At 65.0% G+C, this 24,577-nt stretch carries 19 protein-coding genes and 1 tRNA gene; 5 read left to right on the forward strand and 15 right to left on the reverse strand.

Features of this window, described 5'->3' with window-relative positions:
* Positions 1-2: 2 nt before the first annotated feature.
* Positions 3-593 carry a 2-hydroxychromene-2-carboxylate isomerase gene (locus PHLH3_RS29460; protein WP_213627224.1) on the forward strand — a complete coding sequence of 197 codons (591 nt, stop codon included), beginning with the start codon at positions 3-5 and terminating at the stop codon, positions 591-593.
* A 4-nt stretch (positions 594-597) separates the two neighbouring features.
* Here PHLH3_RS29460 and PHLH3_RS29465 read toward each other — a convergent pair whose 3' ends face one another.
* From PHLH3_RS29465 to gabD, 3 genes are all read right to left on the reverse strand, one after another.
* Positions 598-1,812: an HDOD domain-containing protein gene (locus PHLH3_RS29465; RefSeq protein WP_213627226.1), complete on the reverse strand. Its 1,215-nt coding sequence runs from the start codon at positions 1,810-1,812 to the stop codon at positions 598-600.
* 213 nt (positions 1,813-2,025) lie between these two features.
* Positions 2,026-3,306 carry a 4-aminobutyrate--2-oxoglutarate transaminase gene (gabT, locus tag PHLH3_RS29470; protein WP_111263944.1) on the reverse strand — a complete coding sequence of 427 codons (1,281 nt, stop codon included), beginning with the start codon at positions 3,304-3,306 and terminating at the stop codon, positions 2,026-2,028.
* Between the two features lie 333 nt (positions 3,307-3,639).
* On the reverse strand, positions 3,640-5,091 hold the full coding sequence (gene gabD, locus PHLH3_RS29475) for an NADP-dependent succinate-semialdehyde dehydrogenase (RefSeq protein WP_111263943.1): 1,452 nt from the start codon (positions 5,089-5,091) through the stop codon (positions 3,640-3,642).
* Positions 5,092-5,411: 320 nt separating this feature from the next.
* Between gabD and PHLH3_RS29480 the strand changes: the two genes are divergently transcribed.
* Positions 5,412-5,488, forward strand: a tRNA-Arg gene (locus PHLH3_RS29480).
* A gap of 100 nt (positions 5,489-5,588) precedes the next feature.
* On the opposite strand, the gene PHLH3_RS29485 is transcribed toward PHLH3_RS29480, so the two are convergent.
* Positions 5,589-6,479, reverse strand: a complete 891-nt coding sequence (locus PHLH3_RS29485) for a LysR family transcriptional regulator (protein ID WP_213627228.1) — start codon at positions 6,477-6,479, stop codon at positions 5,589-5,591.
* Positions 6,480-6,571: 92 nt separating this feature from the next.
* Here PHLH3_RS29485 and PHLH3_RS29490 point away from each other — a divergent pair, with 92 nt between their 5' ends.
* Positions 6,572-7,351 carry an SDR family NAD(P)-dependent oxidoreductase gene (locus PHLH3_RS29490; RefSeq protein WP_173179468.1) on the forward strand — a complete coding sequence of 260 codons (780 nt, stop codon included), beginning with the start codon at positions 6,572-6,574 and terminating at the stop codon, positions 7,349-7,351.
* Between the two features lie 32 nt (positions 7,352-7,383).
* Positions 7,384-8,139, forward strand: coding sequence for an SDR family oxidoreductase (locus PHLH3_RS29495; RefSeq protein WP_213627230.1), 756 nt, complete (start codon positions 7,384-7,386; stop codon positions 8,137-8,139).
* 308 nt (positions 8,140-8,447) lie between these two features.
* Here the strand turns inward: PHLH3_RS29495 and PHLH3_RS29500 are convergent, their stop codons facing one another.
* From PHLH3_RS29500 to gspE, 9 genes are read right to left on the reverse strand one after another with little or no spacing between them, the layout of a single operon-like run.
* Complete coding sequence (locus tag PHLH3_RS29500) at positions 8,448-8,981, reverse strand: type II secretion system protein M (protein WP_213627232.1); 534 nt, start codon at positions 8,979-8,981, stop codon at positions 8,448-8,450.
* Entirely contained in the window at positions 8,978-10,084 is a 1,107-nt protein-coding gene (gene gspL, locus PHLH3_RS29505; RefSeq protein ID WP_213627234.1) for a type II secretion system protein GspL, read from the reverse strand. Before gspL ends, PHLH3_RS29500 begins: the two co-directional genes overlap by 4 nt.
* A 2-nt stretch (positions 10,085-10,086) precedes the next feature.
* Complete coding sequence (gene gspK, locus PHLH3_RS29510) at positions 10,087-11,064, reverse strand: type II secretion system minor pseudopilin GspK (protein ID WP_213627236.1); 978 nt, start codon at positions 11,062-11,064, stop codon at positions 10,087-10,089.
* Complete coding sequence (gspJ, locus tag PHLH3_RS29515) at positions 11,061-11,783, reverse strand: type II secretion system minor pseudopilin GspJ (protein ID WP_213627238.1); 723 nt, start codon at positions 11,781-11,783, stop codon at positions 11,061-11,063. The genes gspK and gspJ overlap by 4 nt, the downstream gene beginning before the upstream one ends.
* Positions 11,780-12,175 carry a type II secretion system minor pseudopilin GspI gene (gspI, locus tag PHLH3_RS29520; RefSeq protein WP_111261372.1) on the reverse strand — a complete coding sequence of 132 codons (396 nt, stop codon included), beginning with the start codon at positions 12,173-12,175 and terminating at the stop codon, positions 11,780-11,782. Before gspI ends, gspJ begins: the two co-directional genes overlap by 4 nt.
* Complete coding sequence (gene gspH / locus PHLH3_RS29525; protein ID WP_280527465.1) at positions 12,172-12,738, reverse strand: type II secretion system minor pseudopilin GspH; 567 nt, start codon at positions 12,736-12,738, stop codon at positions 12,172-12,174. Before gspH ends, gspI begins: the two co-directional genes overlap by 4 nt.
* Positions 12,735-13,166, reverse strand: coding sequence for a type II secretion system major pseudopilin GspG (gene gspG, locus PHLH3_RS29530; protein ID WP_175384289.1), 432 nt, complete (start codon positions 13,164-13,166; stop codon positions 12,735-12,737). Before gspG ends, gspH begins: the two co-directional genes overlap by 4 nt.
* 4 nt (positions 13,167-13,170) lie before the next feature.
* A complete protein-coding gene (xcpS, locus tag PHLH3_RS29535; protein WP_213627241.1) occupies positions 13,171-14,385 on the reverse strand; it encodes a GspF family T2SS innner membrane protein variant XcpS in 1,215 nt (404 codons plus the stop codon).
* A complete protein-coding gene (gene gspE, locus PHLH3_RS29540; protein WP_213627243.1) occupies positions 14,386-15,903 on the reverse strand; it encodes a type II secretion system ATPase GspE in 1,518 nt (505 codons plus the stop codon).
* Positions 15,904-16,252: 349 nt separating this feature from the next.
* Here gspE and PHLH3_RS29545 point away from each other — a divergent pair, with 349 nt between their 5' ends.
* Positions 16,253-16,906 carry a S26 family signal peptidase gene (locus tag PHLH3_RS29545; protein WP_213627245.1) on the forward strand — a complete coding sequence of 218 codons (654 nt, stop codon included), beginning with the start codon at positions 16,253-16,255 and terminating at the stop codon, positions 16,904-16,906.
* On the opposite strand, the gene PHLH3_RS29550 is transcribed toward PHLH3_RS29545, so the two are convergent.
* Positions 16,896-18,224: a hypothetical protein gene (locus PHLH3_RS29550; protein ID WP_213627247.1), complete on the reverse strand. Its 1,329-nt coding sequence runs from the start codon at positions 18,222-18,224 to the stop codon at positions 16,896-16,898. The genes PHLH3_RS29545 and PHLH3_RS29550 overlap by 11 nt on opposite strands.
* A 3-nt stretch (positions 18,225-18,227) precedes the next feature.
* A complete protein-coding gene (locus tag PHLH3_RS29555) occupies positions 18,228-24,572 on the reverse strand; it encodes a hypothetical protein (protein ID WP_213627249.1) in 6,345 nt (2,114 codons plus the stop codon).
* Between the last annotated feature and the right edge of the window lie 5 nt (positions 24,573-24,577).

A 24,577-nucleotide genomic window follows, 5' to 3' on the forward strand; every position in this document is an offset into this window, starting at 1 on the left:
AAATGAGCAAGAACGTCGAATTCTTCTTCGATCTGGGCAGCCCGGCCAGCTACCTGGCCTGGACCCAGTTACCTGCCCTGTGTGCCCGCAAGGGCGCGACCCTGGTGTACCGCCCGATGTTGCTGGGCGGGGTGTTCCAGGCCACGGGCAATGCTTCGCCCAATGCGGTGCCGATGAAGGGCCGCTACTCGATGATCGACCTGGACCGCTACGCCAGGCGCTATGGCGTGCCGCTGGTGTTCAACCCGCACTTTCCCATCAACACGCTGACGCTGATGCGCGGCGCCATCGGCATCCAGCTGCACCAGCCGGAGCGCTTCGAGGCCTACCTGGAGGCGATGTTCAGGGCGATGTGGCAGGAGCGGCGCAACCTGGGCGACCCGGCGATCCTTGGCGCGACCCTGGTCGAGGCCGGTTTCGATCCGCAGGCACTGCTGGCGCTGGTGGGTGACCAGGCGGTGAAGGACGCCCTGAAGGCGGCCACCGAGGAGGCGGTGAAGCGCGGGGTGTTCGGGGCGCCGACCTGCTTCGTCGGCACCGACATGTTCTTCGGCCAGGACCGCCTGGACTTCATCGAGGAAGCCTTGGGCTGAGCCCTCAGGCTGCCTGCAGCAGCCGGGCGGGCAGGCGCCGCAGCAGGTCGGGGTCGAGGCGCAGCAGGCGCGCGGCGCGTTCTTCCAGCAGCGCGCCGACATCCTGCCCCACGGGCAGGCGCAGCAGCCCGGCGCAGAGGTTCATCGCCAGCGCCTCGCGGGAGAAGACCCCGGCCCCCAGGCCGTAGAAGGCGGCCACCAGTTCGCGCAGGCCGAAGGGCAGGCGCCAGCGGATGCGCAGCGCGGAGCCGAAGCTGGCGGCGCGCTTGCGCAGGGTTTCCAGCAGCTCTTCATCACCGAGTTCGCCCCCGGCGTCCTGCCAGTCCTGCAGGCTGCGCAGCAGGGCCAGTTCGCCCATGTTGTGCAGCAGGCCGGCGGTGTAGCAGAGCTCCGCATCCAGATCGAGCTCGCTGGCCATCCAGTAGCCCAGCTCTGCACTGCGCTGGGAGGACTTCCAGGCGATCTCGGCCAGCTCGGCGAGGCGCGGGTCATGCAGGCGGGCGTTGCGTTCCAGGGCCATGCCGAGCACCAGGTTGAGCACGCGGGTGACACCCAGGCGGTGCAGCGCCTGGCCGAGGGTCTGGCAGGGCACGCCCAGGTGATGGGCGGCGCTGTTGGCGGCGGCGATGAGCTTGGCGGTGATCTGCGGGTCGCGGGAGAAGACGTCGTCGAGGTCACGCAGGTCGACATCGCTGGCCTGCAGGCACTGGCTGACGGCGTCGCGCACATCGCTGAGCAGCGGCGCGCCCTGCCCTTCCTCGCGCACGCTGTCGAGGTACTCCCTGAGGGTGCCGACCAGCAGCGGGGCCACCGCACTGCGGCCCTGGTCGGCACCGGGCAGCAGGGTACCCAGGCGCTGGCGCAGGCCTTCGGCATTGAAGGGCTTGCCCAGGTAGGCGCTGGGCGCCAGGGGCAGCGCGGCGCGCACGCTGCTGGCGTCGACCTTCTCGCTGATGAGGATGAAAGGCAGCACCGGGGTACGCGGGTGGCGCCGGAGCTGGCGCAACAGCTCGAGGCCGCCGCCACCCTGCAGCTCGCCATCGGCGATCACCAGGTCGGGCAGGCGTCGCTTGCAGCGGGCCAGGGCCGCCTGGGTGTCGGTGACACGCACCAGGCTGGCATCGCCACGCACATCCAGCACCAGTTGCGCGAGCAGGTCCGCCGTCCAGGGGTCGGCCTCGGCAATCAGGATTTCCGGGACCTTGGCATGGGCGGGCATGTGAACCTCGAAGGGCAGCGCGATCCAGGGGCGTGGCCTGGAATCCGGGAATGCGATGGAGTTGGCAAAAAAAGCGAGCGCGCAGTCTAAACCGCGCTCCACGGGCTGGATAGTGGCCTTTTGGGGATATTGACCACCTGGATAGGAACGGCTTGATCCAGGGCAAAAAAAGACCCGCCGGAGCGGGTCTCAAGTACGCCTGGCTGGTGAGCCTCAGGCGAGTTCGTCGAAGCACTCGGCGACAATGGCCAGGCCCTTGTCGAGCTGCGCATCGGGAATGGTGACCGGCATCAGGAAGCGGATGACGTTGTAGTAGGTGCCGCAGGACAGCAGGATCAGGCCCTTGTCGCGCGCCTTGGCGACGATCTTGCCGACCAGCTCGGCAGCCGGCTTGCTCTCGTCGCCGCCTTCGAACAGTTCGATCGCGACCATGGAGCCGAGGCCGCGGACATCGCCGATGACCTTGTGCTTGGCCTGGATCTCACGCAGGCCGGCCTTGAGGCGCTCGCCCACGGCCTGGCTGCGCTCCAGCAGTTTCTCTTCGTCGAACACCTTGAGCACGGCCAGGGCCGCGGCGCAGGCGATAGGGCTGCCGGCGTAGGTGCCGCCCAGGCCGCCGGGAGCGATGGCATCCATGATCTCGGCCTTGCCGCAGACGCCGGAGATGGGGAAGCCGCCGCCGACGGATTTGGCGAAGGTGGTCAGGTCCGGGATCACGCCCAGTTGCTCGGTGGCGAAGAAGGTGCCGGTACGGCCGGCGCCGGTCTGCACTTCGTCGGCGATCAGCAGGATGCCGTGCTGGTCGCACAGGGCGCGCAGGCGCTGCATGAAGGGCTTGGAGTTGACGTAGAAGCCGCCTTCACCCTGCACCGGCTCGATGATGATCGCGGCGATGTCCTGGGGCTGGGCGTCGTTCTTGAAGATGCGCTCGATGCTGGCGATGGAGTCGTCTTCGCTCACGCCGTGCAGTTCGCAGGGCGCCAGGGCGCGGAACACGCCACCGGGCATCAGGCCCATGCCGGCGGAGTACGGGACCACCTTGCCGGTCAGCGACAGGGTCATCATGGTGCGGCCGTGGTAGGCGCCGGTGAAGGCGATCACGCCGGCGCGGCCGGTGGCGGCACGGGCGATCTTCACGGCGTTCTCGACGGCTTCGGAGCCGGAGGTCACCAGCAGGGTCTTCTTGGCGAAGTCACCCGGTACGCGCTTGGCGATCTCTTCGCAGAGCTCGATGTAGGGCTCGTAGGCCAGCACCTGGAAGCAGGTGTGGGACAGCTTGGTCAGCTGCTCCTGGACGGCGGCGACCACTTTCGGGTGCAGGTGGCCGGTGTTCAGCACGGCGATGCCGCCGGCGAAGTCGATGTATTCGCGACCTTCCACGTCCCAGACGGTGGCGTTCTCGGCGCGCTCGGCGACGACCGGGTGGATCTGGCCCACGCCACGGGGGACGGCGGCGGCACGGCGTTGCAGCAGGGATTCGTTGGTCTTGCTCATGGGTTCCTCACGGCCGCTCATCGGGCGGCGCAGCTTCAAGGATGAATGCCCCCGGCAGGTTGCAGCGCAGCATTCGATGATCGACTGCGCGGGCCTGCCGGAGGCTCGATGTGGTTCATGGGTACCGCTGGGGCGCCGCGCGCTCTTTCGCGCCTTGCCCCGTCTAGGGGAGCCTGCCGGGCCCGACACTGTTCTACTGCGTGAAAGCCGGCTTTGGCCATCTTTTCCGATTTCCCTCGTCAAATAGCTCGCTATTCTCCTCAGAAACTCGAAAAACCTGTCTCAAACCGGTCTTCCCCTCGCTACGAACGGTCGAGCCGGACAAGCTCCCAATCAGATACCGCCGAGGCAGAGGTACTTGATCTCCAGGTAATCCTCGATGCCGTACTTGGAGCCCTCACGACCCAGGCCCGAGGCCTTGATGCCGCCGAAGGGCGCCACTTCGTTGGAGATCAGGCCGGTGTTGATGCCCACCATGCCGTACTCCAGCGCCTCGGCCACGCGGAACACGCGGCCCAGGTCACGGGCGTAGAAGTAGGACGCCAGGCCGAACTCGGTGTCGTTGGACATGGCGATGACTTCGGCCTCGTCCTTGAAGCGGAACAGCGGGGCCAGCGGGCCGAAGGTCTCTTCCTTGGCCACGGCGGCGGTTTTCGGTACGTCGACCAGGATGGTCGGCTCGAAGAAGGTGCCGCCCAGGGCGTGGGGCTTGCCGCCGGAGACGACCTTGGCGCCTTTGCTGACCGCGTCCTGGATGTGCTCCTGGACCTTGGCCACGGCCTTCTCGTCGATCAGCGGGCCGGTGGTGATGCCCTCTTCCAGGCCGTTGCCGATCTTCAGCTTGGCCACGGCCACCTTCAGCTTCTCGACGAAGGCGTCGTACACGCCGTCCTGCACGTACAGGCGGTTGGCGCAGACGCAGGTCTGGCCGTTGTTGCGGTACTTGGAGATCAGCGCGCCGTCGACGGCGGCGTCGAGGTCGGCGTCATCGAAGACGATGAAGGGCGCGTTGCCGCCCAGCTCCAGGGACACCTTCTTGATGTCCTGGGCGCATTCGGCCATCAGCTGGCGGCCGATCTCGGTAGAGCCGGTGAAGGACAGCTTGCGCACGATGGGGTTGCTGGTCAGCTCGCCACCCACTTCGCCGGCGCTGCCGGTGACCACGCTGAACACGCCTTTGGGGATGCCGGCGCGCTCGGCCAGCTCGGCCAGGGCCAGGGCGGAGTAAGGGGTCTGCGAGGCGGGCTTGAGCACCATGGTGCAGCCGGCAGCCAGGGCCGGGCCGGCCTTGCGGGTGATCATCGCGGCGGGGAAGTTCCACGGGGTGATGGCCGCGGTGACGCCGATGGGCTGCTTGATGACGATCAGGCGCTTGTCCGGCTGGTGGCCGGGAATCACGTCGCCGTAGATGCGCTTGGCTTCTTCGGCGAACCATTCGATGAAGGAGGCGGCGTAGGCGATCTCACCCTTGGCTTCGGCCAGCGGCTTGCCCTGCTCGAGGGTCATCAGGCGACCGAGGTCGTCCTGGTTCTCGATCATCAGCTCATACCAGCGGCGCAGCTTGTTGGCGCGCTCCTTGGCGGTCAGCGCACGCCAGGCCGGCAGGGCCTTGTCGGCCGCTTCGATGGCACGACGGGTCTCGGCGGTGCCCATCTTCGGCACGGTGCCGAGGATCTCGCCCGTGGCCGGGTTGTTGACCTTGATGGTCTGGCCGCTGTCGGCGTCCAGCCAGGCGCCGTCGATATAGGCTTTCTGGCGGAACAGGGTGGCATCTTTCAATTGCATCGCTGTCTCCTTCACACCGGTTACAAGGAGCCGGGGGCACGTTGTTTTTGTTCGGCCAACACGGGATTGGCCAGGAGGGGGATCCGATTGGAACGGCCTGACTTGGCGTTTGCAAGGGGCGTTTGAAATCTCAAACGAATCCTAGGGCCAGAGGGGGTAAAGGGCAATAGCCTGTTCGATAAAACAGACGAAAAAGGGAAAATTTTGCAGGTTTTACTGTGCAGAATCGAGCACGAGCGTCATTTTCGTTCGAAATCACGAACATTCGTGCCAACGTGGACGCTGGCAGCCCTTGCAGGTATCATTGCGCGCCTCTTCAAGCATCCGTAGCTCAGCTGGATAGAGTACTGCCCTCCGAAGGCAGGGGTCGTGGGTTCGAATCCCGCCGGATGCGCCAGATCGATGTCCCGACCGTCCCATGACGGTCGCGGCTCCCGGAAAGCCCGCCTCGCGCGGGCTTTTTCGTTTCCGCCGTTCGGCGCGCGCATCGCGGCGGCTCACGCCCGGCCCGGTTCGGCGCGGGTCTGCTCGCGCAGCAGCTCCAGGTAGCGCCGGGCCGCCAGCCCGAGCGGGCGGTTCTTCAGCCAGACGACATCGACCCACAGCCGCATCTGGTTGGCCATGTCGGCGAACGCGACGTGCTCCAGCGCACCGGATGCGATCAGCGGCTGCACCAGCGGCTGGGGCAGGTAGGCCCAGCCGATCCCCGCCTGCACCAGGCCCAGCGTGGCCAGGTAGCTGTCGGTCAGCCAGACTCTGTGGGACAGCACGATCTGCGGGTCCGACGCCTTGGGGTCGCCAAGCGCGACGACAATCTGCCGGAGCTCGGCCAGGCGGGATTCGCTCAGCGCCGCCTGGCTGTAACCAGGCGCGGCGACGGCCGCCAGCAACTGGCTTCCCGCCTCGACGAAGGCCTCGCGCTCATCGATCCCCGGGCGTTCGAACACCAGCGCCAGCTGCACGCTGCCTTCATGCAGCATGCGCGTGGCATCGGCCTGGGCAGCGGAGCGGACTTCGATCTCCAGCGTCGGGAACTCACGCGCCAGCGTCGACAGCGGCTGGCTCCAGGCGCCGCTCTGCAGCTCCGGCGCCATGGCCAGCACCAGGCGCGGCTCGAGCCCGGCATGCAGCTGCAGGGCGTGCGCGTCCAGCAGGTTGAGCTGGCCCGCCACCTGCCGCGCCTGGGGCTCCAGCGCCCTGGCCGCAGCGGTCGGCAGCGCCCGGCGGGAGGAGCGGTCGAACAGCTCCAGGTCCAGCTCCGCCTCCAGTTGGGAAATCGCCATGTTGACCGCCGACGGCACGCGCCCCAGGGCCCTGGCGGCCGCCGAGAACGAGCCGGCATCCAGCACGGCGAGGAAGACTTTCAGGGATTCGCTGCTAAAGGCCATGGGGTTGTCAGTTCTGCTGATAACGGTTGTCTTTTTCTATCAGCTAAACACCTTTAGCTTCCAGCTCAACACAGCCATGCGGGAGAGCAACCATGTCCGAACCAGCATTGATGGGCCAGGTGGCCCTGGTCAGCGGGGCCGGCAGCGAATCGGGGATCGGCATGGCCATCGCACGCCGCCTGGGGCGTGCCGGCGCGAAGCTGATCGTCACCGCGAGCAGCGCGCGCATCGCCGACCGGGTGGCCGAGCTGCGTGCGGAGGGGTTCGACGCGCAGGGGCAGGCTGCGGACCTCACCGACGAAGCCGCCGTGCACGAGCTCCTGGCCTGGGCGCAAGGGTTGTGGGGGCGCATCGACATCCTGGTGAACAACGCCGGCATGGCGATGCAGGGCAGCCCGGAACCCTTCGCCGAGGTGGCGGGCATGAGCCTGGAGATGTGGAACCTGTCGCTCGCGCGCAACCTCACCACCGCCTTCCTGCTGACCCGGGGCGTGCTGCCGGGCATGCGCGCCCGTCGCTACGGCCGCATCGTCAACATCAGCTCCACCACCGGGACCCGGGGCAGCAACCCGGGCGAGGCCGCCTACAGCGCGGCAAAGGCCGGGATGCTGGGGATGAACATGGGGCTGGCGCTGGAAGTCGCGCGGGAGGGCATCACCGTCAACTCGGTGGCCCCGGGATGGATCGCCACCGCCTCGAGTACGCCCGAAGAGCAGCATGCGGCGCAGTTCGTCCCCATCGGCCGGGCCGGCCGCCCCGAGGAGATCGCCGCGGCCGTGGCCTTCCTCGCCTCGCCCGAGGCCAGCTACATCACCGGCGAAGTGCTGGTGGTCGACGGCGGCAACTGCCTCGTGGAAAACAAGGCGCCCTGAGCACAGCCCTTAGCCATGCGAGAGAACAGCCCATGAATCCCGTAGTCCTGATCACCGGCGCCGCCGGCGGCGTCGGCCGCGCGCTGGTGGAACGCTTCATCCAGGGCGGCTGGCGTGTGTTCGCCACCGACCAGAACGCCCCCTCGCTCCAGGCCCTGGCCAGCGAACGGCCCCTGGCCGGCCACCTGGCCGTGGACATCCGCCAGCCCGGCGCCTGCCGCGAGGTGGTCGGGGCCGCCATCACGGCGACGGGACGGCTGGATGCACTGGTGAACGCGGCGGGCGTGTGGCGTGAGGGCCCGGTCGAGTCCTGCTCGGAGGAGGATTTCGACCTCGTCCTGGACGTCAACCTGAAAGGCACCTTCTTCATGTGCGCGGCCGCCATCCCGGCGCTGCGCCAGAGCCGGGGCTGCATCGTCAACATCTCCAGCGACGCCGGCCGCCAGGGCAACCGCAACGCGGCCGCCTACTGCGCGAGCAAGGGCGGCGTCACGCTGCTGACCAAGACGCTGGCGCTGGACCTCGCGCCCGACGGCGTGCGCTGCAATGCGGTCTCCCCGGGCGACATCGAGACGCCGATGCTGAAGTTCCAGGCGGAGCGCTACGGCAACGGCGATCCACAGGGCTACTACCGCGAACTGCTGGCCAAGTACCCGCAAGGCGCCGACGCGCGCTTCATACAACCGGCCGAAGTGGCCGAGCTGGCCTACTTCCTCTGCCAGCCGGCCGCCGCCTCGATCACCGGGGCCGACATGGCCATCGACCGCGGGGTGTCGGCGGGGAACTGACCAGCCGGCGCCACGAGCGTGCCCCGGTTACGCAGCGCCCGGAGCACCCCGTAACCGCGTCACAGCCGTTGTGTGCGCAACATCGAGTGGGGTGGCAGGAAGATCGTCAGCGGCTATGAATGCTCAGCTACGCGGCAATGGCAGTACGACGGCCTGACAACCCACCGCGCCCTCTCGAAGGTAGAGAATGGAACATGGCAAGCATGCCCAAACCATCATTGCTGATGCAGAGCGGGCTGAAGAGGCAGTTGTAAACCAGATGCTTACAACTGCCTTCGATGGCAAGAGCTACCCGACGGGAGCCACCATCAGCCGCCCTGCCCCGCCACCATCAGCGTGAGCCGCGCATCCACCTTGCCGGTGGCCACCTTGTCGAGGCTGGCCTCGGTGAGGGTGACGCCGCGCTTGTCCAGCTCGGCCAGCCACTTCAGCATCGATTCGAACGAGGCCTGGGTCAGGGTGACCAGCAGGCCGCCGTTGCCTTCGTTGTCGAAGCGCTCCAGGGTCAGCCCCTGCTTCTGCGCGGTGCTGGTGACCAGGCCCTGGAGCTGGTCGGGGGCGAGCTCCACCCGGGCGCTGGCGGCCTGGCGGCGGGCCTGCCCGGCGTTGGCCTGGATGTAGGTGAACAGCGCCTGCTGCTGTTGCTGGTAGGCGCGGGCCCGCTCGACCCGGGCGGCCACCGGCGACCAGACCGCCAGGTAGAACAGCACCAGGGCGAGGAAGCCCCCCAGCAGCGCCAGCGCCATCCGGTCGCGCGGGGGCATGTGCTGCCAGCGTTGCCACAGCGGTGATCGTTCCAGCCCGGCGCGCAGGCGCGTGCCGACCTCCGTCAGTGCGTTCATGCCCCACCTCCCAGTACCACGCGGGCGGTCACGCCCCCTTCCTCACGGCTGGCCGACCCCAGTTGCACGCTCAGGCCGGCCTTCACCAGGCGCTTGCGCAGCTTCTCCAGGTCGGAGAAATCCTTGGCGCGGACCTGCAGCGCCAGGTCGCCACGGGTCTGGCTGTAGTCGACGTTGGTGACCGTCAGGGCCGACTGGGCCTCGGCGATGGCGCTGGAGGCCTGGTCCAGCAGGCTGATGAAGCCGCCCTGCACGCGGGTGCCCTGGCTGAGGTGCTCGGCGAACTGGGCCTTGAGGTTGACGATGCGCTTGTCCTCGGGGAACAGCTGGCGATAGAGCGCATGGCTGGATTCGACGTAGGCATCGCCGCTGCGCTCCAGCAACCAGGCCTGCACCAGGTTGAAGGCGAGCAACAGCACCACGGCGACACCGGCCAGGGCCGCGAACGGGCGCCACACCGTCCAGGCGCGGTTATCGCTGCGCGGCGCGAACTCGCCCTGGGCCAGGTCGATGGCACCCGCGCGGCCGGCCGCGAGCAGGCGGTAGGGCTCGTCTTCTCGCCGCGGCAGGGTATCCGCCGCGCACAGGGCGCCGAGGGCCGGCCAGTGCGCGAAGGGGAAGGCCAGGCGCGTCTCGCAGGCTCCCCCCAGCAGGGCACGCTCGCCGATCACCAGCAGCTGTTCGCCATCACGGGGCAGCAGGTCCGCGTCCAGGTGGATGGCGGCGACCTTCACGCCGAAGTCCTCCAGTTCCTCCAGCCAGGCGGCCAGCTGGGCACGGCGCAGCACCAGCACCGGGTAGCGGCCGTCGGCCAGTTGCGCGCCCAGGGCCAGGTGGAACAGCTCCACGTCCTCGGCGAGCATCTCTTCCACCGCGTAGGGCAGCGCCTGGTGCATCAGCCGCGCCTTCTGGGTCGGCAGGCCCACCACGAAGGCGCTGGCCGCCTCCATGGGCAGCACCAGCGCCACCGGCCGCCCCTGCAGCAGCGCCGCGCATTCAGCCAGCGGCAGGCTGCGGCCTTCTCCGCTCGCCTCCTGCCAGTGCACCTGGCACGCGGGGCCGAGGACCGCCCCGCCAGCGGGCGGGATGAACAGGCAATCCATGATCATTCTTCCTGTGGTTCGAGGGGCGCCTGGGCCAGGTAGCCCGGCTGCCCGAGATCACGCTTGAGCACGCGGACCACGCCCTTCGGGTCGCGCTGCAGGGTGCTGAGCAACACCACCTTGCGCTCGCCCAGGCGCACCTCGCTGCGCACCTGGAAATAGGCGCTGCCCACGGCCAGGCCCGCCGCGCGCACGCCGGTGCCGGCCATGGCCGGCTGGTCGAGGAAGCTGCGGATGTCGGTGTAGCCTTCGCGCCCACGGCCGCTGAGCAGCGACTGGGCGGCGGCCGGGTCGAGGTTGTCGGCGAGGCAGGAGAGCACCAGGGGGCTGGCGGTGTTGACGTTGAGCGGCACCCTGGCCGGCAATGCCGAGACCCAGGGGGCGAGCAGGCGGTAGTCCTCCTCGGTCATGTCCAGCAGCAGGCGCAGCTCGGAGACGTCCTGCAGCTCGCGACCGGCGGTGCGGTAGGGGGGCTGGGCGAGCAGGTACTGGTTGTCCTCGGCGCCGTATTCGCCGCTGGGCTCCTGGTCCTTGTCCAGCCAGTCCACCAGGCGGTCGGCGTAGGGCTTCTCGATCTTCAGGCGCAGCAGCAGGCGGTTGAAGCGCTCGACGGAGAGCTTGTCCACCTTGTCGCCCTGCACCAGGCTGTTGAGGTTGAAGCGCCCGGCCAGGTCTTCGATGTGCACGCCGATCTCGCCCTGGTCGATGGGGAACACCGGCAGTGGCCGGGCCCAGTCCTCCAGGGGGTGGTCGATTGGCGCGCGCGGGTCGCTGCCGGGTTTCTTCAGGTCGCGCAGCAGCACCGACTGGCCCAGGGCCTCGCCGCCCAAGGCGTAGTGCCAGGCCTGCTGGATGGCGACGCGGTTGGCGGCGCCACGGATCGACAGCTGCTGGCGGAGGATGAGCCCCGCGCAGATGACGGTGACGATGGAGACCACCAGCAGCACGGTGACCAGGGCGACGCCCCGCTGGCGGGTCATGCGCCCTTCTCCTGGCCGGCGTCGGGCTTGGGTTCGGGGGGCGGTTTCCTGTCGTCGTCGGGAGGGGTGCCACCGTCGCCGGGTTGCTCTTCAATGCCCATCTCCGGCAACCGGTAGAGCCGCGTCAGCCCGCCGTAGTGACGGTGCTCCAGCTTGAGTTCGACCGCCACCGGCAGGCGCCCGCGGGCCTTGGCCGGGTCCGAATCGCCCAGGCTCGGCGGCCACTGCTCCTGCCACTGGCCCTTGTCGTCGAGGTAGCGCAGTTCCACGGAGCTGACGCCTTCGAGCACCTTCTGCACCCGCGGCGGGCTGTCCACGGCCTGGTCGAGCACCGACCAATAGACGCGCTCCAGGGTCGAGCCAGCCAGACGCCAGCGCACCCGCTGCAACTGGGACCGGGTGCTGCCCAGGGGATTGCGCCAGCCGGCACGGCTGAATTCCAGGGCGGCGGTGCCGTCGGTGGCGCCCAGCTCGCCGACCAGGGCACCGCGCTCGTCGCCGTAGGCATCGCGCACCACGCGCGGCAGCGCCTGGCCCAGGTCACGGTCGATGGAGGCGAACGCGCGACCCAGTTCGCGCAGGGATTTCTCGTGCTCGCGGGTCACCTCGTCGGCCTTCATCACCGTGGCCAGCATGCGGTAGGTGCCGAGGCCGAGCAGGGCGAAGATGGCGATGGCGATCATCACCTCCAGCAGGGTGAAGCCGCGTTGCCGGCTCATCCACGCACCGCCAGGAAGCCGGTGAGGCTGAACACGGAGCGTTCCTTGACCGGCGCACCGCCGCCGCGCTCGGGCTTGGGTGCCACCCAGACGGTGACGCGGCGCAGACCCTTGTCGCTGGTGGCCTCGATCTCGCTGTGGGTCTCCCACTGGCGGCCGCCATATTCCAGCACCTTGTCCTCGCGCCCCTCGCCCGGGGTGGGCAGCTTGATCTGCAATTCGGTGATGCGGTTGTCGGCGATCCAGCCGGCCAAGGTCTTGTCTTCCAGCTGCCCGGCGACGATCAGGCTGCGGCTGGCGGCGGTCAGCACCGAGGCGGCGACCGTGGCGAAGATGGCCAGGGCGATCAGCACTTCCAGCAGGGTGAAGCCACGGGCGCGGCGCATGCTCATCGCTCCTTGGCCTGCTCGGCGCTGGGCAGCTGGTAGCCGTCGCTGGCCAGGGCATAGGCGTTGCCGTCGGCGCGGCGCTCTTCCAGGCGCAGGCTGAAGGGCGTGAGTTCGCCGCTGGAGAGGATCAGCACCTGGGGCACGGGCTTTTCCTTGCGCGTGTCCTGCTCGGGCACGTCCTTGGCCAGGCCGGGGCGGCTCTCTTCCCTGGCCTTGGGCTCCGGCAGCTTGAGGGCCTCCCCTTCCAGCTCCAGGCTCAGGCGCATCCAGGCGGCGGGGCGCCGCTCCGGGCGGGTGGCGTCGTCGGCCCAGGTGCCGGAGGCGTTGTCGTAGGCCAGCACGCGGTAGCTTTCGGCGGTCACCAGCAAGCCGTACTCGCGGCCGTCCAGCACCGCTTCGTCGGCGAGGATGGCGATCGTCGCCGCCAGGCGCTCGGCCTCGTCACGCAGCTCGCGGCCACTGCTGGCATTGCCGTTGGCGAGCACGGCCACGCTGACCAGGCAGCCGATGATCACCAGGACCACCAGCAGCTCGATCAGGGTGAAGCCGCGCGCGCCCCCCATCAGTTGTCCCAGTTACCGATGTCGGCATCGGCGTCGGTGCCGCCTTCCTTGCCGTCGGCGCCGAAGGAGTAGAGGTCGTAGGCGCCCTTGGTGCCGGGTGCCAGGTACTGGTACGGGTTGCCCCAGGGGTCGACCGGCAGGCGCTTGAGGTAGCCGTCCTTGTTCCAGTTCTTCGGCTGCGGGTTGCCGCTGGGCTTCTTCACCAATGCCTCCAGGCCCTGCTGGGTGCTGGGGTAGGCGAAGTTGTCGAGCTTGTACATGTCCAGCGAGGCACCGATGGCCTTGATGTCGCCCTTGGCGACGGTGACCTTGGCCTGGTCCGGGCGGTTCATCACCTGCGGCACCACCAGGGCGGCGAGGATGCCGAGGATGACCACCACCACCATGATTTCGATGAGGGTGAAGCCTGCTTGCGTACGACCTGATTTCACGCGGTTACCCCACGAGCTGGTTGAGGGAAAGGATGGGCAGGAGGATGGCGAGGACGATGACCAGCACCACCGCACCCATGAACACCAGCATGAAGGGCTCGAACAGCCCCACCAGCATGGCGATGCGGGCGGCCAGGTCGTTCTCCTGGTTGCGCGCGGTGCGGGCCATCATCTGGTCCAGCTCGCCGGACTTCTCGCCGCTGGCGATCATGTGCAGCATCATCGCGGGGAACTCGCCGGTCTGCTCCAGGGCGCGGGTCAGGCTGCTGCCTTCACGGACCTTCTGCGCGGCCACGACCACCTTGGCGCGGATGGCGCGGTTGGCCACCACCTGGGCGGCGATGCCCAGCGCCTCCACCAGCGGCACGCCGCTGCGGGCGAGGATCGCCAGGGTGGAGGCGAAGCGCGCGGTGTCGGTGGCGCGCACCAGGCGCCCCACCAGCGGAATGCGCAGCAGGATGACGTGGAAGCGCAGGCGCGCAGCGTCCCTGCGCAGCGATGCCTTGAGGCCGCTGATGGCCGCCACGGCCACCAGCAGGATCAGCCAGCCCCAGTGCTTGACCACGTCGCTGGCGGCGATCAGGCCACGGGTCAGGGCCGGCAGCTCCTGCCCGGTGTTGACGAAGACCTTGACCACGTCGGGCACCACGTAGCCCAGCAGGAAGCCGACGATGCCGAGGGAGGCGCACATCAGGATCACCGGGTAGAGCAACGCGAGCTGGACTTTCTGCCGCGACTGCTGGCGTTGCTCGGTGTAGTCGGCGAGCTGTTCCAGCACCGGCCCGAGGTGGCCGGCGTGCTCACCGGCCGCGACCTTGGCGCGGTACAGCTCGGGGAAGGCACTGGGGAATTCCTTGAGGGCGCCGGCCAGGCTGTGGCCTTCGAGCACCTTGGAGCGCACCGCCAGCATCATGGCCTTGACCCGGCCGCTCTCGCTCTGCGCGGCGACGGCGCCGAGCGCCTCCTCGATGGGCATGGCGGCCTGCACCAGGGTCGCCATCTGCCGGGTGAGCAGGGCCAGCTCCATGGCCGAGAGCCCGCGCTGGAAGCTCCAGCGGCTGCCCACCGATTCCTGGCGGGTGCGGGTGGGTTTCACATCCAGCGGGGCGAGCTGGCGGTCGCGCAACAGCTGGCGCACCTGGCGGGCGCTGTCGCCCTCCATCACGCCCTTCTTCTGCTGGCCCCGGCTGTCCAGGGCGATGTATTCGAAGGCGGCCATTTATTCTTCCCGGGTCACGCGCAGCACTTCTTCCACCGTGGTCGAGCCTTCGAGGATCTTGCGCCGGCCGTCATCGCGGATGCTGGGGCCGCTGGTACGGGCATGGCGGGTCATCTCCTGTTCGGAGGCGCCGTTGTGCACCAGGGTGCGCATGTGGTCGTCGAACACCACCAGTTCGTAGATGCCGGTGCGACTGCGGTAGCCGGACTGGTTGCATTCGCTGCAGCCGCGCGCGCGGTGGAGCGTCGGCGGCTGCGCCGGGTCGAGCCCCAGCACCTCGCATTCGGCGGCGTCCGCCTGGTAGGGCTCCTTGCAGTGGGAACAGAGCACGCGCACCAGGCGCTGGGCGAGCACGCCGAGCAGGGAGGAGGACAGCAGGAAGGGCTCGACCCCCATGTCCACCAGGCGGGTGATGGCGCCGATGGCGCTGTTGGTGTGCAGGGTGGAAAGCACCAGGTGGCCGGTGAGCGAGGCCTGCACGGCGATCTCGGCGGTCTCGCGGTCGCGGATCTCGCCGACCATCACCACGTCCGGGTCCTGGCGAAGGATGGCACGCAGGCCACGGGCGAAGGTCATGTCGACCTTGGCGTTGACCTGGGTCTGGCCGATGCCTTCCAGGTTGTATTCGATGGGGTCTTCCACCGTGAGGATGTTGCGGGTGCCGTTGTTCAACGTCACCAGGCTGGCGTAGAGGGTGGTGGTCTTGCCCGAACCGGTGGGCCCGGTGACCAGCAGGATGCCGTGGGGCTTGCGCACCGTCTCTTCCATCTGCGCACGGTCGCGCGGGCTCATGCCCAGGTGCTGCAGGGTCAGGCGCCCGGCCTGCTTGTCGAGCAGGCGCAATACCACGCGCTCGCCGTTGGCCGAAGGCAGCGTGGAGACGCGGATGTCCACTTCGCGCCCGGCCACGCGCAGGGAGATGCGGCCGTCCTGCGGGACGCGCTTCTCGGCGATATCCAGCTTGGCCATGACCTTGATCCGCGACACCAGCAGCGCCGCCAGCTCGCGCCGGGGCTGCACCATCTCGCGGAGGATGCCGTCGATGCGAAAGCGCACCACGAGGCGCTTCTCGAAGGTCTCGACGTGGATGTCGGAGGCGTTCTCCTTGATGGCCTCGCCAAGGATGGCGTTGATCAGGCGGATGATCGGCGCATCGTCCTCCTGCTCCATCAGGTCCTCGGTCTCCGGCACCCGTTCGGCCAGGCTGGCAAGGTCCAGCTCGTCCCCCAGCCCTTCCACCATCTGCATGGCCGCCGAGGAATCATGCTGGTAGGCCGCGCTCAACGCGGCATCGAAGGCCGCCGCATCCAGCGCCTGGAACGCCAGGGGCCGCCCGACGAAACGCAACGCTTCCCCCACCGCCGCCAGGGCCGTGCCCGGCCGGTACACCAGCCGCGCCCCATCCGCCCCGACCTGGACCAGCACCCCGTGGCGCTTGGCATAGGCGAACGGCAACCGACGCAGGCTGACGGCCTCGGCAGGGGAGTCGACGGGATCGAGAGGGCTGGCGCTGGGCATCGCAGAATCCATTGCGTTGGAGGCCGACGGACAGCAGGCGGAGTCCCGGCCTGCCAAAGCCTAGAGCGCCACCGCCCCCCGGGCGGGGAGCGATGGCACGGTGCAATTAAATCACAGATGAAGTGCCCGGGAATGGGCGGGAAAGCGAGGAATGTGGGGTGGTTCCGATGGGCCGCGACGAGTGGCGCTGCCCTATGTGAAGCGATTGGCCCCGTTGTTACGATGAGCCGTCCCGATCAACGGGCAAGACAAGGCAAAACTAGGTAAGGGTGATGATGAATACATCGAGTTCCGACAGAAAGATGCGCCACCGGATTCTCTCCTTGCACTCTGTAAAAGAGCCACGACCTTGAAACCACTGAAGTTGATCCTGTCACTGTGCATACCGGGCGCCCTCTACCTATATAGAGGCCGGCTGTACCTCGCGATGCTGGCCCCGGCAATAGGCTTATTGACGCTCGTACTGCTGACGGCAACGAGAGCGATTACAACGACAACGGGAATAATTGTCTGTTTGTCCGCGATGGCCCTGGCTCACGTCATCTCTTGGGTTCATGGCGCCAGCCTGCCGAAGCATAAAGGCCTGTCTCTGCCCACTTGGCTCCTGGGCTGGGCGGCACTCGGTATCTTGAATGCTCTTGTGCCTCTTGCCTTCCACCCCTATCGGGCCCAGGCCCTGGGGATGGAGCTTTATTACATTCCGTCCAACTCCATGGCACCCACGATGCTTCCGGGCGATGTCGTCATCGCCGACAAGTGGCATGACCCTGCACGACTGAACGAAGGGGATATCGTAATTTTCGACCACCCGGAGATGCATGGGATCAACGTCATCAAGCGCATAGCCGAAATAACGCCCGACAATGTCTACGTACTGGGTGATAACAAGGAAAACAGCCTGGACAGCAGAACCCTGGGGTCTATTCCCCTGTCAGCCATCCAGGCGAAGGCCACAGCTGTCATAAGCGGGACAGATTACATGCCCCGCTCACTTACTCGCTGAAGTTAACGCTGACGTTGAATGCGTCACCGGTGACGGGGCTGTTCCGGTAGAAATACTGCTGCGCCATTTTATTGCAGCCCTCAGTCAGCGCACGCTTCTGCTCCTGACTCAACGCCCCACCGTCCACCACGACGTCGACATGCCCATCAAACAACAGCGTCTCCGGGTTACGCTCGGAGAAGTAGCCGAAGGCCTCATCCACCGCAGCGAGGGCCTGACGAACCAGCGCATCGTAGTGAACAGTGCGGGCAAATGTGATGACACAGGTAAACGACTCACCAGTGCTGCGCTTTTCAAATTCGAACAGCCGCTCTTCACACTCGATATCAACTGCATCGCCACTCAGGGCTTCTGTCAGGTACAGGACATACGCCAGGCCGTTCATCCGCTCCGCGTTGAACAGGCAGCATGCCAAGCCATCGCCAAACGCCTCCAACAACGCAAATCGAAACCCTTCAGCGGGGGAAAGGAGACGGGCGCGAACGTGCGACAACGCGGTGTCGTAGAGATAAAGAACAGGTTCTTCTTCGAACGATACGTATACGCCTTCCTGCGCTGGCAGATAGGACCGAACCTTCTTGCCCGGGAAGACTCGAGTCAGGCCATCAGGGCCCAGCAAGAACAATTCGTCACACCACAGAACTGTCCATGCGCCGTTGATCTCTATGGGGGTAGAAAAGCCGTCGCTGTCCGAGTCGATAACATAGCTATCGACCACTGCCCTCTTGCCCAGGTCATACACGTCGCACCGGGCCTGGCCGTCTGCCAGCTGAACCGACATCAGCATGCAATTGCCGACGCACTGGGTGTGGGTCAGTTCATCGGCCTGGTAGAGCCGTTGCTCGCGCCCATCCGCCCCGACCGCAAAGAACTCCTTAGGGCTCCAGCGATGGAATATGAACACCCCACCCACGTGCCCCACGAAACTCAGGTAGCGCTCTTTGATTTCAAATATAAGGTGCCCATCTACGCGCGTTAGCCTGTGCAGCAGCGCCGGATAATCGCTTTCGTCTTCCGTGTGAATCACATCCCCATAGGCGACAGACTTCACCGGCTCATCGGCTTGAACAGTGGCAGGTGCCTTGGCGTTTACATCAGCCGCATCCAACCGATAGATACCATCAGACCGAACGGCAAATACCTGCCCATCTTCGTCGGTGAAACTCCCTTCCTGTGCGTCGCTGCTGTAGACGATGGGGCTGCCTTCCTTGGCCACGTTCCAAAGAAAACCAGAGGCCCGCACGAACAGCTTATCGGCACAAATCTGAAAATTACCTTCGGACCCCGAGCAGATGACTGCTTTACCGTGAACGCTCATTACTCACCCTGCCACATCAGATAGCTTGCCACCGGATTTGATGACTTTTTCCAGAACAGGAAGGAATTCCTGACGCATGAACGCCTTTATGGCCGCCTCATTGGATCCCTGGCCCTTCTGGATGATTTCAAGAAGCTTTTTATATTGTCTGTTCGCACCCGCCTTGTTAAGCACGGCCAGTACACGGTCAGGGTTTCTATTGGCGGAAGCCATCATGGCGTCAATGATCTTGCTGGCCTCTCCCGAGCGGGCGCCGAATATCCACTGCACATCAATCTTGCTCAGTTCCCCGCCATAGGCTCTTACCATATCGTGGAAAAGCTGGCCGGGCTTCTTGTCCGCTGCCTCGGTCGCACCCCGCATGGAGGTCCACAGATAGCCCGCGCCTTCGGGCATCATCCAGTTCTTCACCTCGATGTACATGTGCTTGCCGTCTTTGATCATGACCAGGTCGTGCACATGCGTGGTGGCAACGTCATCGAGGAATTTCGACTCCGTCCTGACCAGGGTCCACCCCTCGTCCATCATCTTCGTCATCTGGATCAGCGCTTCAGTTGCACCTTGCGCCGAGCGCAGTCCCTGGTTCTTGTCACCCGCCCGCCCCATGTCCCGGATGATCTCTTGAACGCTGGCCAATGCGGCATCATCTTTGAATTTATCGGCGTGCTTCGTGGCGATCTTGTCAAACAGACCGAAGAACGCCTTCATCGAATCAATCCCGCCAGGCCAACCACACGCACTTGGCGTGCAATGGAAGCGCCGAACCGATTCGATGATGTCCTGAGAGGGGATGGCTTTCTCGCCCTTCGACCCAATGTGCTGCATGTATATAAGGGCCGAGAGGAACTTGTCGTCCGCAACGATCTTGATCAGGTCTTCGTTGGTCAACTCATCGATCTTGCTGCCAAACTTGCTCAGCCCGTCCGTGAACAGCTCGCCGATATAGCTTGTATTGCCCTTGAAGAGGGGTGACTTGTTCGCTTTGGTCTGAGCCGCCTGCATATCGAAGATAAGCTTCTTGATGCCCTTCCCTGCCGCATCGGAGTTCCCCAGCAGCTTGAGCAAACCATCCTTGTCGATGGCATAGGCCCGCACCAGGTAGTGCCCGCCTGAGCCCTCCTCGGCGATCAACTCGGCGCCGGCCTGCTTTAGTGCGAAGTGGGCATAATTCATCATGCCCACGAGCTGTTCAGGTTTTATATTACTGAGTGCCTGGTACAGCTCCTTGACGTCGTCCTTGAACAAGATAACCGCCGCCGTCACCTGCAACAGTGGCATGGCAACCTTTATCGCCGGGATCAACTTGTCGACGTTCATCAGGTCGCCGTCCATCCTCTTGTAGAGGAATTCGGCCATGGCCCTCATGTAAGGCCCACGCATTATCTTGGCACCGGTCTTCGCACCCGCCAGCCCCAGGTTTATCGGGATACCCACACCCAGCAGGCTGGCCGCATCTGCAGCAATGCCAAGGCCAGAGAATACGTAGGTCGCGTAATCGAATTTCTCCATGTCGTTATCCCAGTAGAAATACTTACTGTGGATAGCGAAGTCCCTGAGATCGCCGATCAGGAAGAACGAAGTAATGATGTCGCAGACCGCACTTCCAACATCTTTTACATCACCCGTGATAGCCCCCTTCAAACACTGGGGCCCCAGGATCATCTGCAGCTCGACCATTTTCGTCTGCATGTAAACGCCGGTTAAAAGCCCCAGTTCCGCTACCGCAAGGCTTTTCTTGAAGACACCCGACTCTGTCCTGACGCTGATCAGCGCCTTCTTCATTCTTGGCAGTAATTTGCAGTCCGCCACGAAGTGTGCGTAAGCCGCACCGGCACCGATGATCTGGTCGAACTCATTCATCTTGGTCGGGTCAACAGGCTTGCAATCCTCTTCGGCGGCATAAGCCACTTCGAAGAACGTCGACCCTTCTTTGTCTTTCCAGTATTCAAGCCTGCGCTGCTTGGCCACAGCGAACAGATTGGCGGAGGACGCCCCTACGTTTATAACCGCCGTACCGCTGTTCCCTACGACGACGCTGCTCTCCAGACTACCGCCGTCGAAGCTGGCGACCTTCTCCGCGTCCCAGTCATACAGAGACAGATCGGATACCTGGCCCTGCATCCCATTGCCCAATACGAACCGGGTCGAGTCACCCGATGTGATCAGGGGGATCAGCTCGTCGCTTTTATAGACCGCGTCGTCAACCTGCAGTACCAGTTGCCCATTGATGAAGTGCGCACCCACTTTGTGCCAAGTGTTCAGGTCGACTGCAGCAGACGCCAGATCCAGTGTCTGATTGCCCTCTGTACGCGACAGCACCAGCCTCGAGGCACTATCCAGCTTCAACTTGAGCCCCAGGGCCGTCCACTCGGCAATGGTGCCGGGCTTCTGCGGGCGAATATTGACCACGACGCCAGGGTTTCGAATGGCTTTCAGGCGGCTGTAGTCGAGTGTTATCCGCCCACTGGCGCGCAAGTCATACGCGAATATGTTCTGTTCGAACTGACTCAAGACGCGCTCGGCATTTGATACCTGTGCGGGAACGCCGATGATGCTGTCTTGGATCTGTCCTTCCGTTGTTAACGACTGCATCGAGTAGTTAAGTTCTGCCAACAACGGGGGAGCAAGATAATCCATCAAGGAGGCGGTCAGTACTTCGCCTGGCCTGCCCGAAACGGCAACCCCTGTCTGCGACGTGTATTCATAGGTGCGCCCCTCGAAATTGAAGGAGCCCTTGCCAGGGACGCCCGCCACGACCACGCGGTCAAGCAGTTTGACGGGCGAAGTGTCGACGACCTCGAAGTCCTTCCGCTCAATCCTGTCGGCGAAGGAGGCAAATACACGCCCCTCCCCGATGAAGTCGCCAACGAAGGCGCTGACGGTTACGGAGTTGCTGCTATCCAGCGTCTTTATGCGGCCCTGGACGGCCGCCCGTACGGTCCCGAGCTCAATGGCGAAGCCCTGGAGACTTCCATAACTACTCGATGCCGTTACCTTCAGGGGAACCGTGCTGCCTATCTCGATTTTCGAGGGGAAGTCGATCGTGAGCTTAACGTCGTGCACGTTGACAGCGATGACCTTCTTTATATCGCCGACCGTGATTTCCAGGTTCTGTACGCCCGGCGTAAAACCACCCCGTACCCGGATCGTGGCGAGCCCGGAAGTCGTGAACCGATCGGCATCTATTGTCAGATCGGAAGAACTGACATTGACGGCAGTACCGTCGCCAACCGGGTTATTGAATTGGTCCCTTACATCGATATCGACCTTGAATTCGCCAAAGCCGGTTACCGCGGTCTTGCCGGTCTCCTTGGCCTCCAGTTTCGCGGGCACACCCGGAATGATCTTGTAGGCCGCCGAGAAGAACTTGTTCTTTGCATTGTTCAGGTCACTGGCCAGGACCTGCACCACGGTGTCCGACTTGGTTGGCAGCTTTGCCAGGGTGTTGAACACACCACTAGGCGAATTCTGAACCGGAGGATCGAACGTGACTGATTCACTGCTGATCGCACTCCAGCGCATACCGACCGGTGCCTCGGGGGTCACCGGGTAGACGGCACTGTAGGGAACCGCGCCCGCATCATCGGCAGACAGGTCAACCAACGGAATCCCTGGGGAGGTTTCGGGGTACATGTACACCTTGTTGAAGGCGTACTCCCAGAGCACGTTGCCCATGTCGTTGTTGGTATAGAGCCGAAGCGTGAGGAAGTCGCTTTCCTCCAGGCTGGCCAGCTGCGCAATGTCCTGGAAGCGGATCGTCTTATCCGCGCCCACGGTGGCTTTTACTTCCCCAGCCCCAAGGGCCAGCACCATCTCTCGTTCGCCTTTGAAGTCCCATGACTCCAGAGCCCCTATTTGCGACGCCATCAGGTCGTAGACAAACGCCAGGTACTTGTCGCCCGCGCCGATGGTCGGGTACTTGTTGGGCAGGACGTTATAAGAGTCGCCATCCAGGTACTCGCGCCGGATCTCCTTGACGTTCAGCTCATAGAGGCTGAACTGCATCTCCGGCCGGTAGCTCCACCCGTATATGGGCTCCGGCTGCTTCAACTTCAGGTCCGGTTTCTCGCTGGACGCCTTCCTGTACGACTGGCGCGCCAGTTCGGTGCCCTCTTCGTCATGCAGGGGCACCCGGACCGGAACATAGTGAGTGGGCCGGTACTTGAGGATCCCCGAGGCCTGGCCATTGGATGAGAAGTCGGGATTGCGGTTTTCAGGCTGCCCGGTTACCTGCAGATAGAGGTGCTGTTTCGCCAGGACCTTTTCCGGTAACTGGATGACCTGGACCTGCTGCCCAGGCTTGATCTTGAATTGGGACAGGTTGTTGGCCCCGACAGGCGCCAATTGGTTCGCCGCGACGATCTTCGCCAAGCGCCCGGTAAAGCCGTAGTCGGCCAACTCCTCAGGCAACGCACTGCCATCGATATCGCGCCAGTCGGTGTAGATGGCGATGCTGATATCGCTGCCCAGGCCCGCCCCTTCGTTGCCGATGACGTGCTTCTTCACCTCGCCCTTAGTCATGCCCTTTTCGATCTTGTTCTTGCGCTCGGCCCAGACTTTCAGGTTCGGCGGAGACAGCTCGATACGTTGACTGGCGAAGTTGAGAAAATTGCCGCTGGCCGTGGCGGATTGCAGCTGTAGCTTGACGCTGCCCATGTACCCGGTCGGGCGGTTGATGGCGATGATGCGCACCGTCTCGCCGGCCTTGAGGTGGTTGGCCGCGCGCTTCTGGAATTCCTCCTTGAAGCCGCCGGCGCTCTGCCATTTGCTGAAGGCCGCCTCGCCGGTGCGGCCGACGATGGCGTAGTTGTTCTCCTTCGAACCGCGCAGCTGGATGGTGTAGCGGAAGCTGCCGGCCTTCTCGTCGACGCCGGAGTAGTTCTTGTACAGCTCGTCCTCGTGCAGTCCGCGACGCTCGGCCACGAGTTGGCCGTTGGATTCGCGGAATACGTAGATGTCCGTGTCTTTCAGGTCGTCCTTGCTGATGCTTTCCAGCAGGCCGCGGTTCTGCATATCAGGAGCGGTGTCGATCAGTCGGGTGAAGTCGGGCGGTGTCTTTTCGGTGTCCGCCGGGGCACTGCCATAGCGGCTGGACAGGTAGATACCCTGCAGTTCCGCTGACTCCAGGGAGGTTCTGGTAAAGACTTCCTTCTGCTTGCCCTCGATCTCCTTGGTCACCTTCTTTCCAGGCACCACCCAGTCCGGCTTCTCGTCGCCGTCGAAGTCGTATTTCTCCTGCAGGTAGTGATCACGCTTGCCGGTCTTATCGCTGTAGGCGGTCTTGTCGCCAAGCTTCACGCCGCCACCGAACTGCGCCGAACCGTCCAGCACCATCAGGTCGATGGGGAAGTCCATGGCCTGCTTCATGGGCGTCGCGGCGGTGAGGACGACCATCGCGGCGTCCAGGCTCCACAGGCCCATGCCGTTGCAGGTGTCGTAGTCCGGCCGGGTCAGGTAGTAGGGCATGTTGGAGCTGCCCCGGGGGTTGAAGCGCTTGTAGTAGAGCTCCAGGTAGGCCGGGGTGGTGTATTCGAAGAAGAACCCGGGGCAAGGCGGCAGGAAGTAGTTCATCTTGTACTTGCCGTCGTCGTCCGTCAGGGCATAGCCGCCGGTGACGTGGCTGCCCAGGGTGACGCCCACGCCCGGTAGCGGGCCGTAGATCTTGGCGTCGCGGTCGCGGGTGTTCTTGTCGTCGACCTTGCCGTCCTTGCCGAAGAAGCCCGCGCGAAAGCCGATGCTGTTGGTGCCCTGGTGGAGGATCTGCCCTTCCTTGGACAGCAGCAGCGCCTTGCTGTTGGAGGACGGGGTGACGTTGCTGTCGATGGGCATCTGCAACAGCAGCAGTTCATCGCCCTTGGTGCTGAAGCGTTCCTTCTCGCCGCGCACCAGCACGGTCAGGCTGCTCGGGCTCAGGCTGGGCTTGTCTATGGCCTTGCCATCCACCGTCTTGAAGGACGTGCCCCGGTAGGTGGCGGCGGTCATCACCTCGCCGTTCGGATAGCGCTCGCGGGCATCCTTGAGCCGTTGCAGGTAGGCGCGGTAGACGTCGCCGGACATCACCTGGGCCTGCTCCAGCGGGCCGGTGGCTTCGCCGATCTCGCGGGCCTCCTTGCCGTCGCTGCCGTATTCCACCCAGATGGGTTTGCCGTTGGGGCTGAGCACGATGGCGCGGGTGTAGACGGCCCCGAACTTGTAGTAGGTCTGCGGGACATAGATACCGGGGATCAACCCGAAGCCGAAGAACGCCTGGGCCGTAGCGGTCCAGCCGGCCAGCAGTGCACCCAGGGCCAGGCCCAGCCATGCGCGACTGCGGCGTTTCGATTCGGAAGGCATGACCAACATATCCATCTGTC

Origin of the sequence: Pseudomonas sp. Pc102 (genome assembly GCF_018408275.1) — a bacterium.
Lineage (GTDB): Bacteria > Pseudomonadota > Gammaproteobacteria > Pseudomonadales > Pseudomonadaceae > Metapseudomonas > Metapseudomonas tohonis.

Coding starts and splice junctions, on each gene's coding strand:
- gspJ (WP_213627238.1), bottom strand. CDS start 11,783: ATGAGCCGGCAACGCGGCTTCACCCTGCTGGAGGTGATGATCGCCATC.
- gspE (WP_213627243.1), bottom strand. CDS start 15,903: ATGCCCAGCGCCAGCCCTCTCGATCCCGTCGACTCCCCTGCCGAGGCC.
- PHLH3_RS29555 (WP_213627249.1), bottom strand. CDS start 24,572: ATGGATATGTTGGTCATGCCTTCCGAATCGAAACGCCGCAGTCGCGCA.
- gabD (WP_111263943.1), bottom strand. CDS start 5,091: ATGCAATTGAAAGATGCCACCCTGTTCCGCCAGAAAGCCTATATCGAC.
- PHLH3_RS29460 (WP_213627224.1), top strand. CDS start 3: ATGAGCAAGAACGTCGAATTCTTCTTCGATCTGGGCAGCCCGGCCAGC.
- gspL (WP_213627234.1), bottom strand. CDS start 10,084: ATGGATTGCCTGTTCATCCCGCCCGCTGGCGGGGCGGTCCTCGGCCCC.
- gspK (WP_213627236.1), bottom strand. CDS start 11,064: ATGACCCGCCAGCGGGGCGTCGCCCTGGTCACCGTGCTGCTGGTGGTC.
- PHLH3_RS29490 (WP_173179468.1), top strand. CDS start 6,572: ATGTCCGAACCAGCATTGATGGGCCAGGTGGCCCTGGTCAGCGGGGCC.
- PHLH3_RS29485 (WP_213627228.1), bottom strand. CDS start 6,479: ATGGCCTTTAGCAGCGAATCCCTGAAAGTCTTCCTCGCCGTGCTGGAT.
- gabT (WP_111263944.1), bottom strand. CDS start 3,306: ATGAGCAAGACCAACGAATCCCTGCTGCAACGCCGTGCCGCCGCCGTC.
- PHLH3_RS29465 (WP_213627226.1), bottom strand. CDS start 1,812: ATGCCCGCCCATGCCAAGGTCCCGGAAATCCTGATTGCCGAGGCCGAC.
- xcpS (WP_213627241.1), bottom strand. CDS start 14,385: ATGGCCGCCTTCGAATACATCGCCCTGGACAGCCGGGGCCAGCAGAAG.
- PHLH3_RS29500 (WP_213627232.1), bottom strand. CDS start 8,981: ATGAACGCACTGACGGAGGTCGGCACGCGCCTGCGCGCCGGGCTGGAA.
- gspI (WP_111261372.1), bottom strand. CDS start 12,175: ATGAGCATGCGCCGCGCCCGTGGCTTCACCCTGCTGGAAGTGCTGATC.
- PHLH3_RS29495 (WP_213627230.1), top strand. CDS start 7,384: ATGAATCCCGTAGTCCTGATCACCGGCGCCGCCGGCGGCGTCGGCCGC.
- PHLH3_RS29550 (WP_213627247.1), bottom strand. CDS start 18,224: ATGAGCGTTCACGGTAAAGCAGTCATCTGCTCGGGGTCCGAAGGTAAT.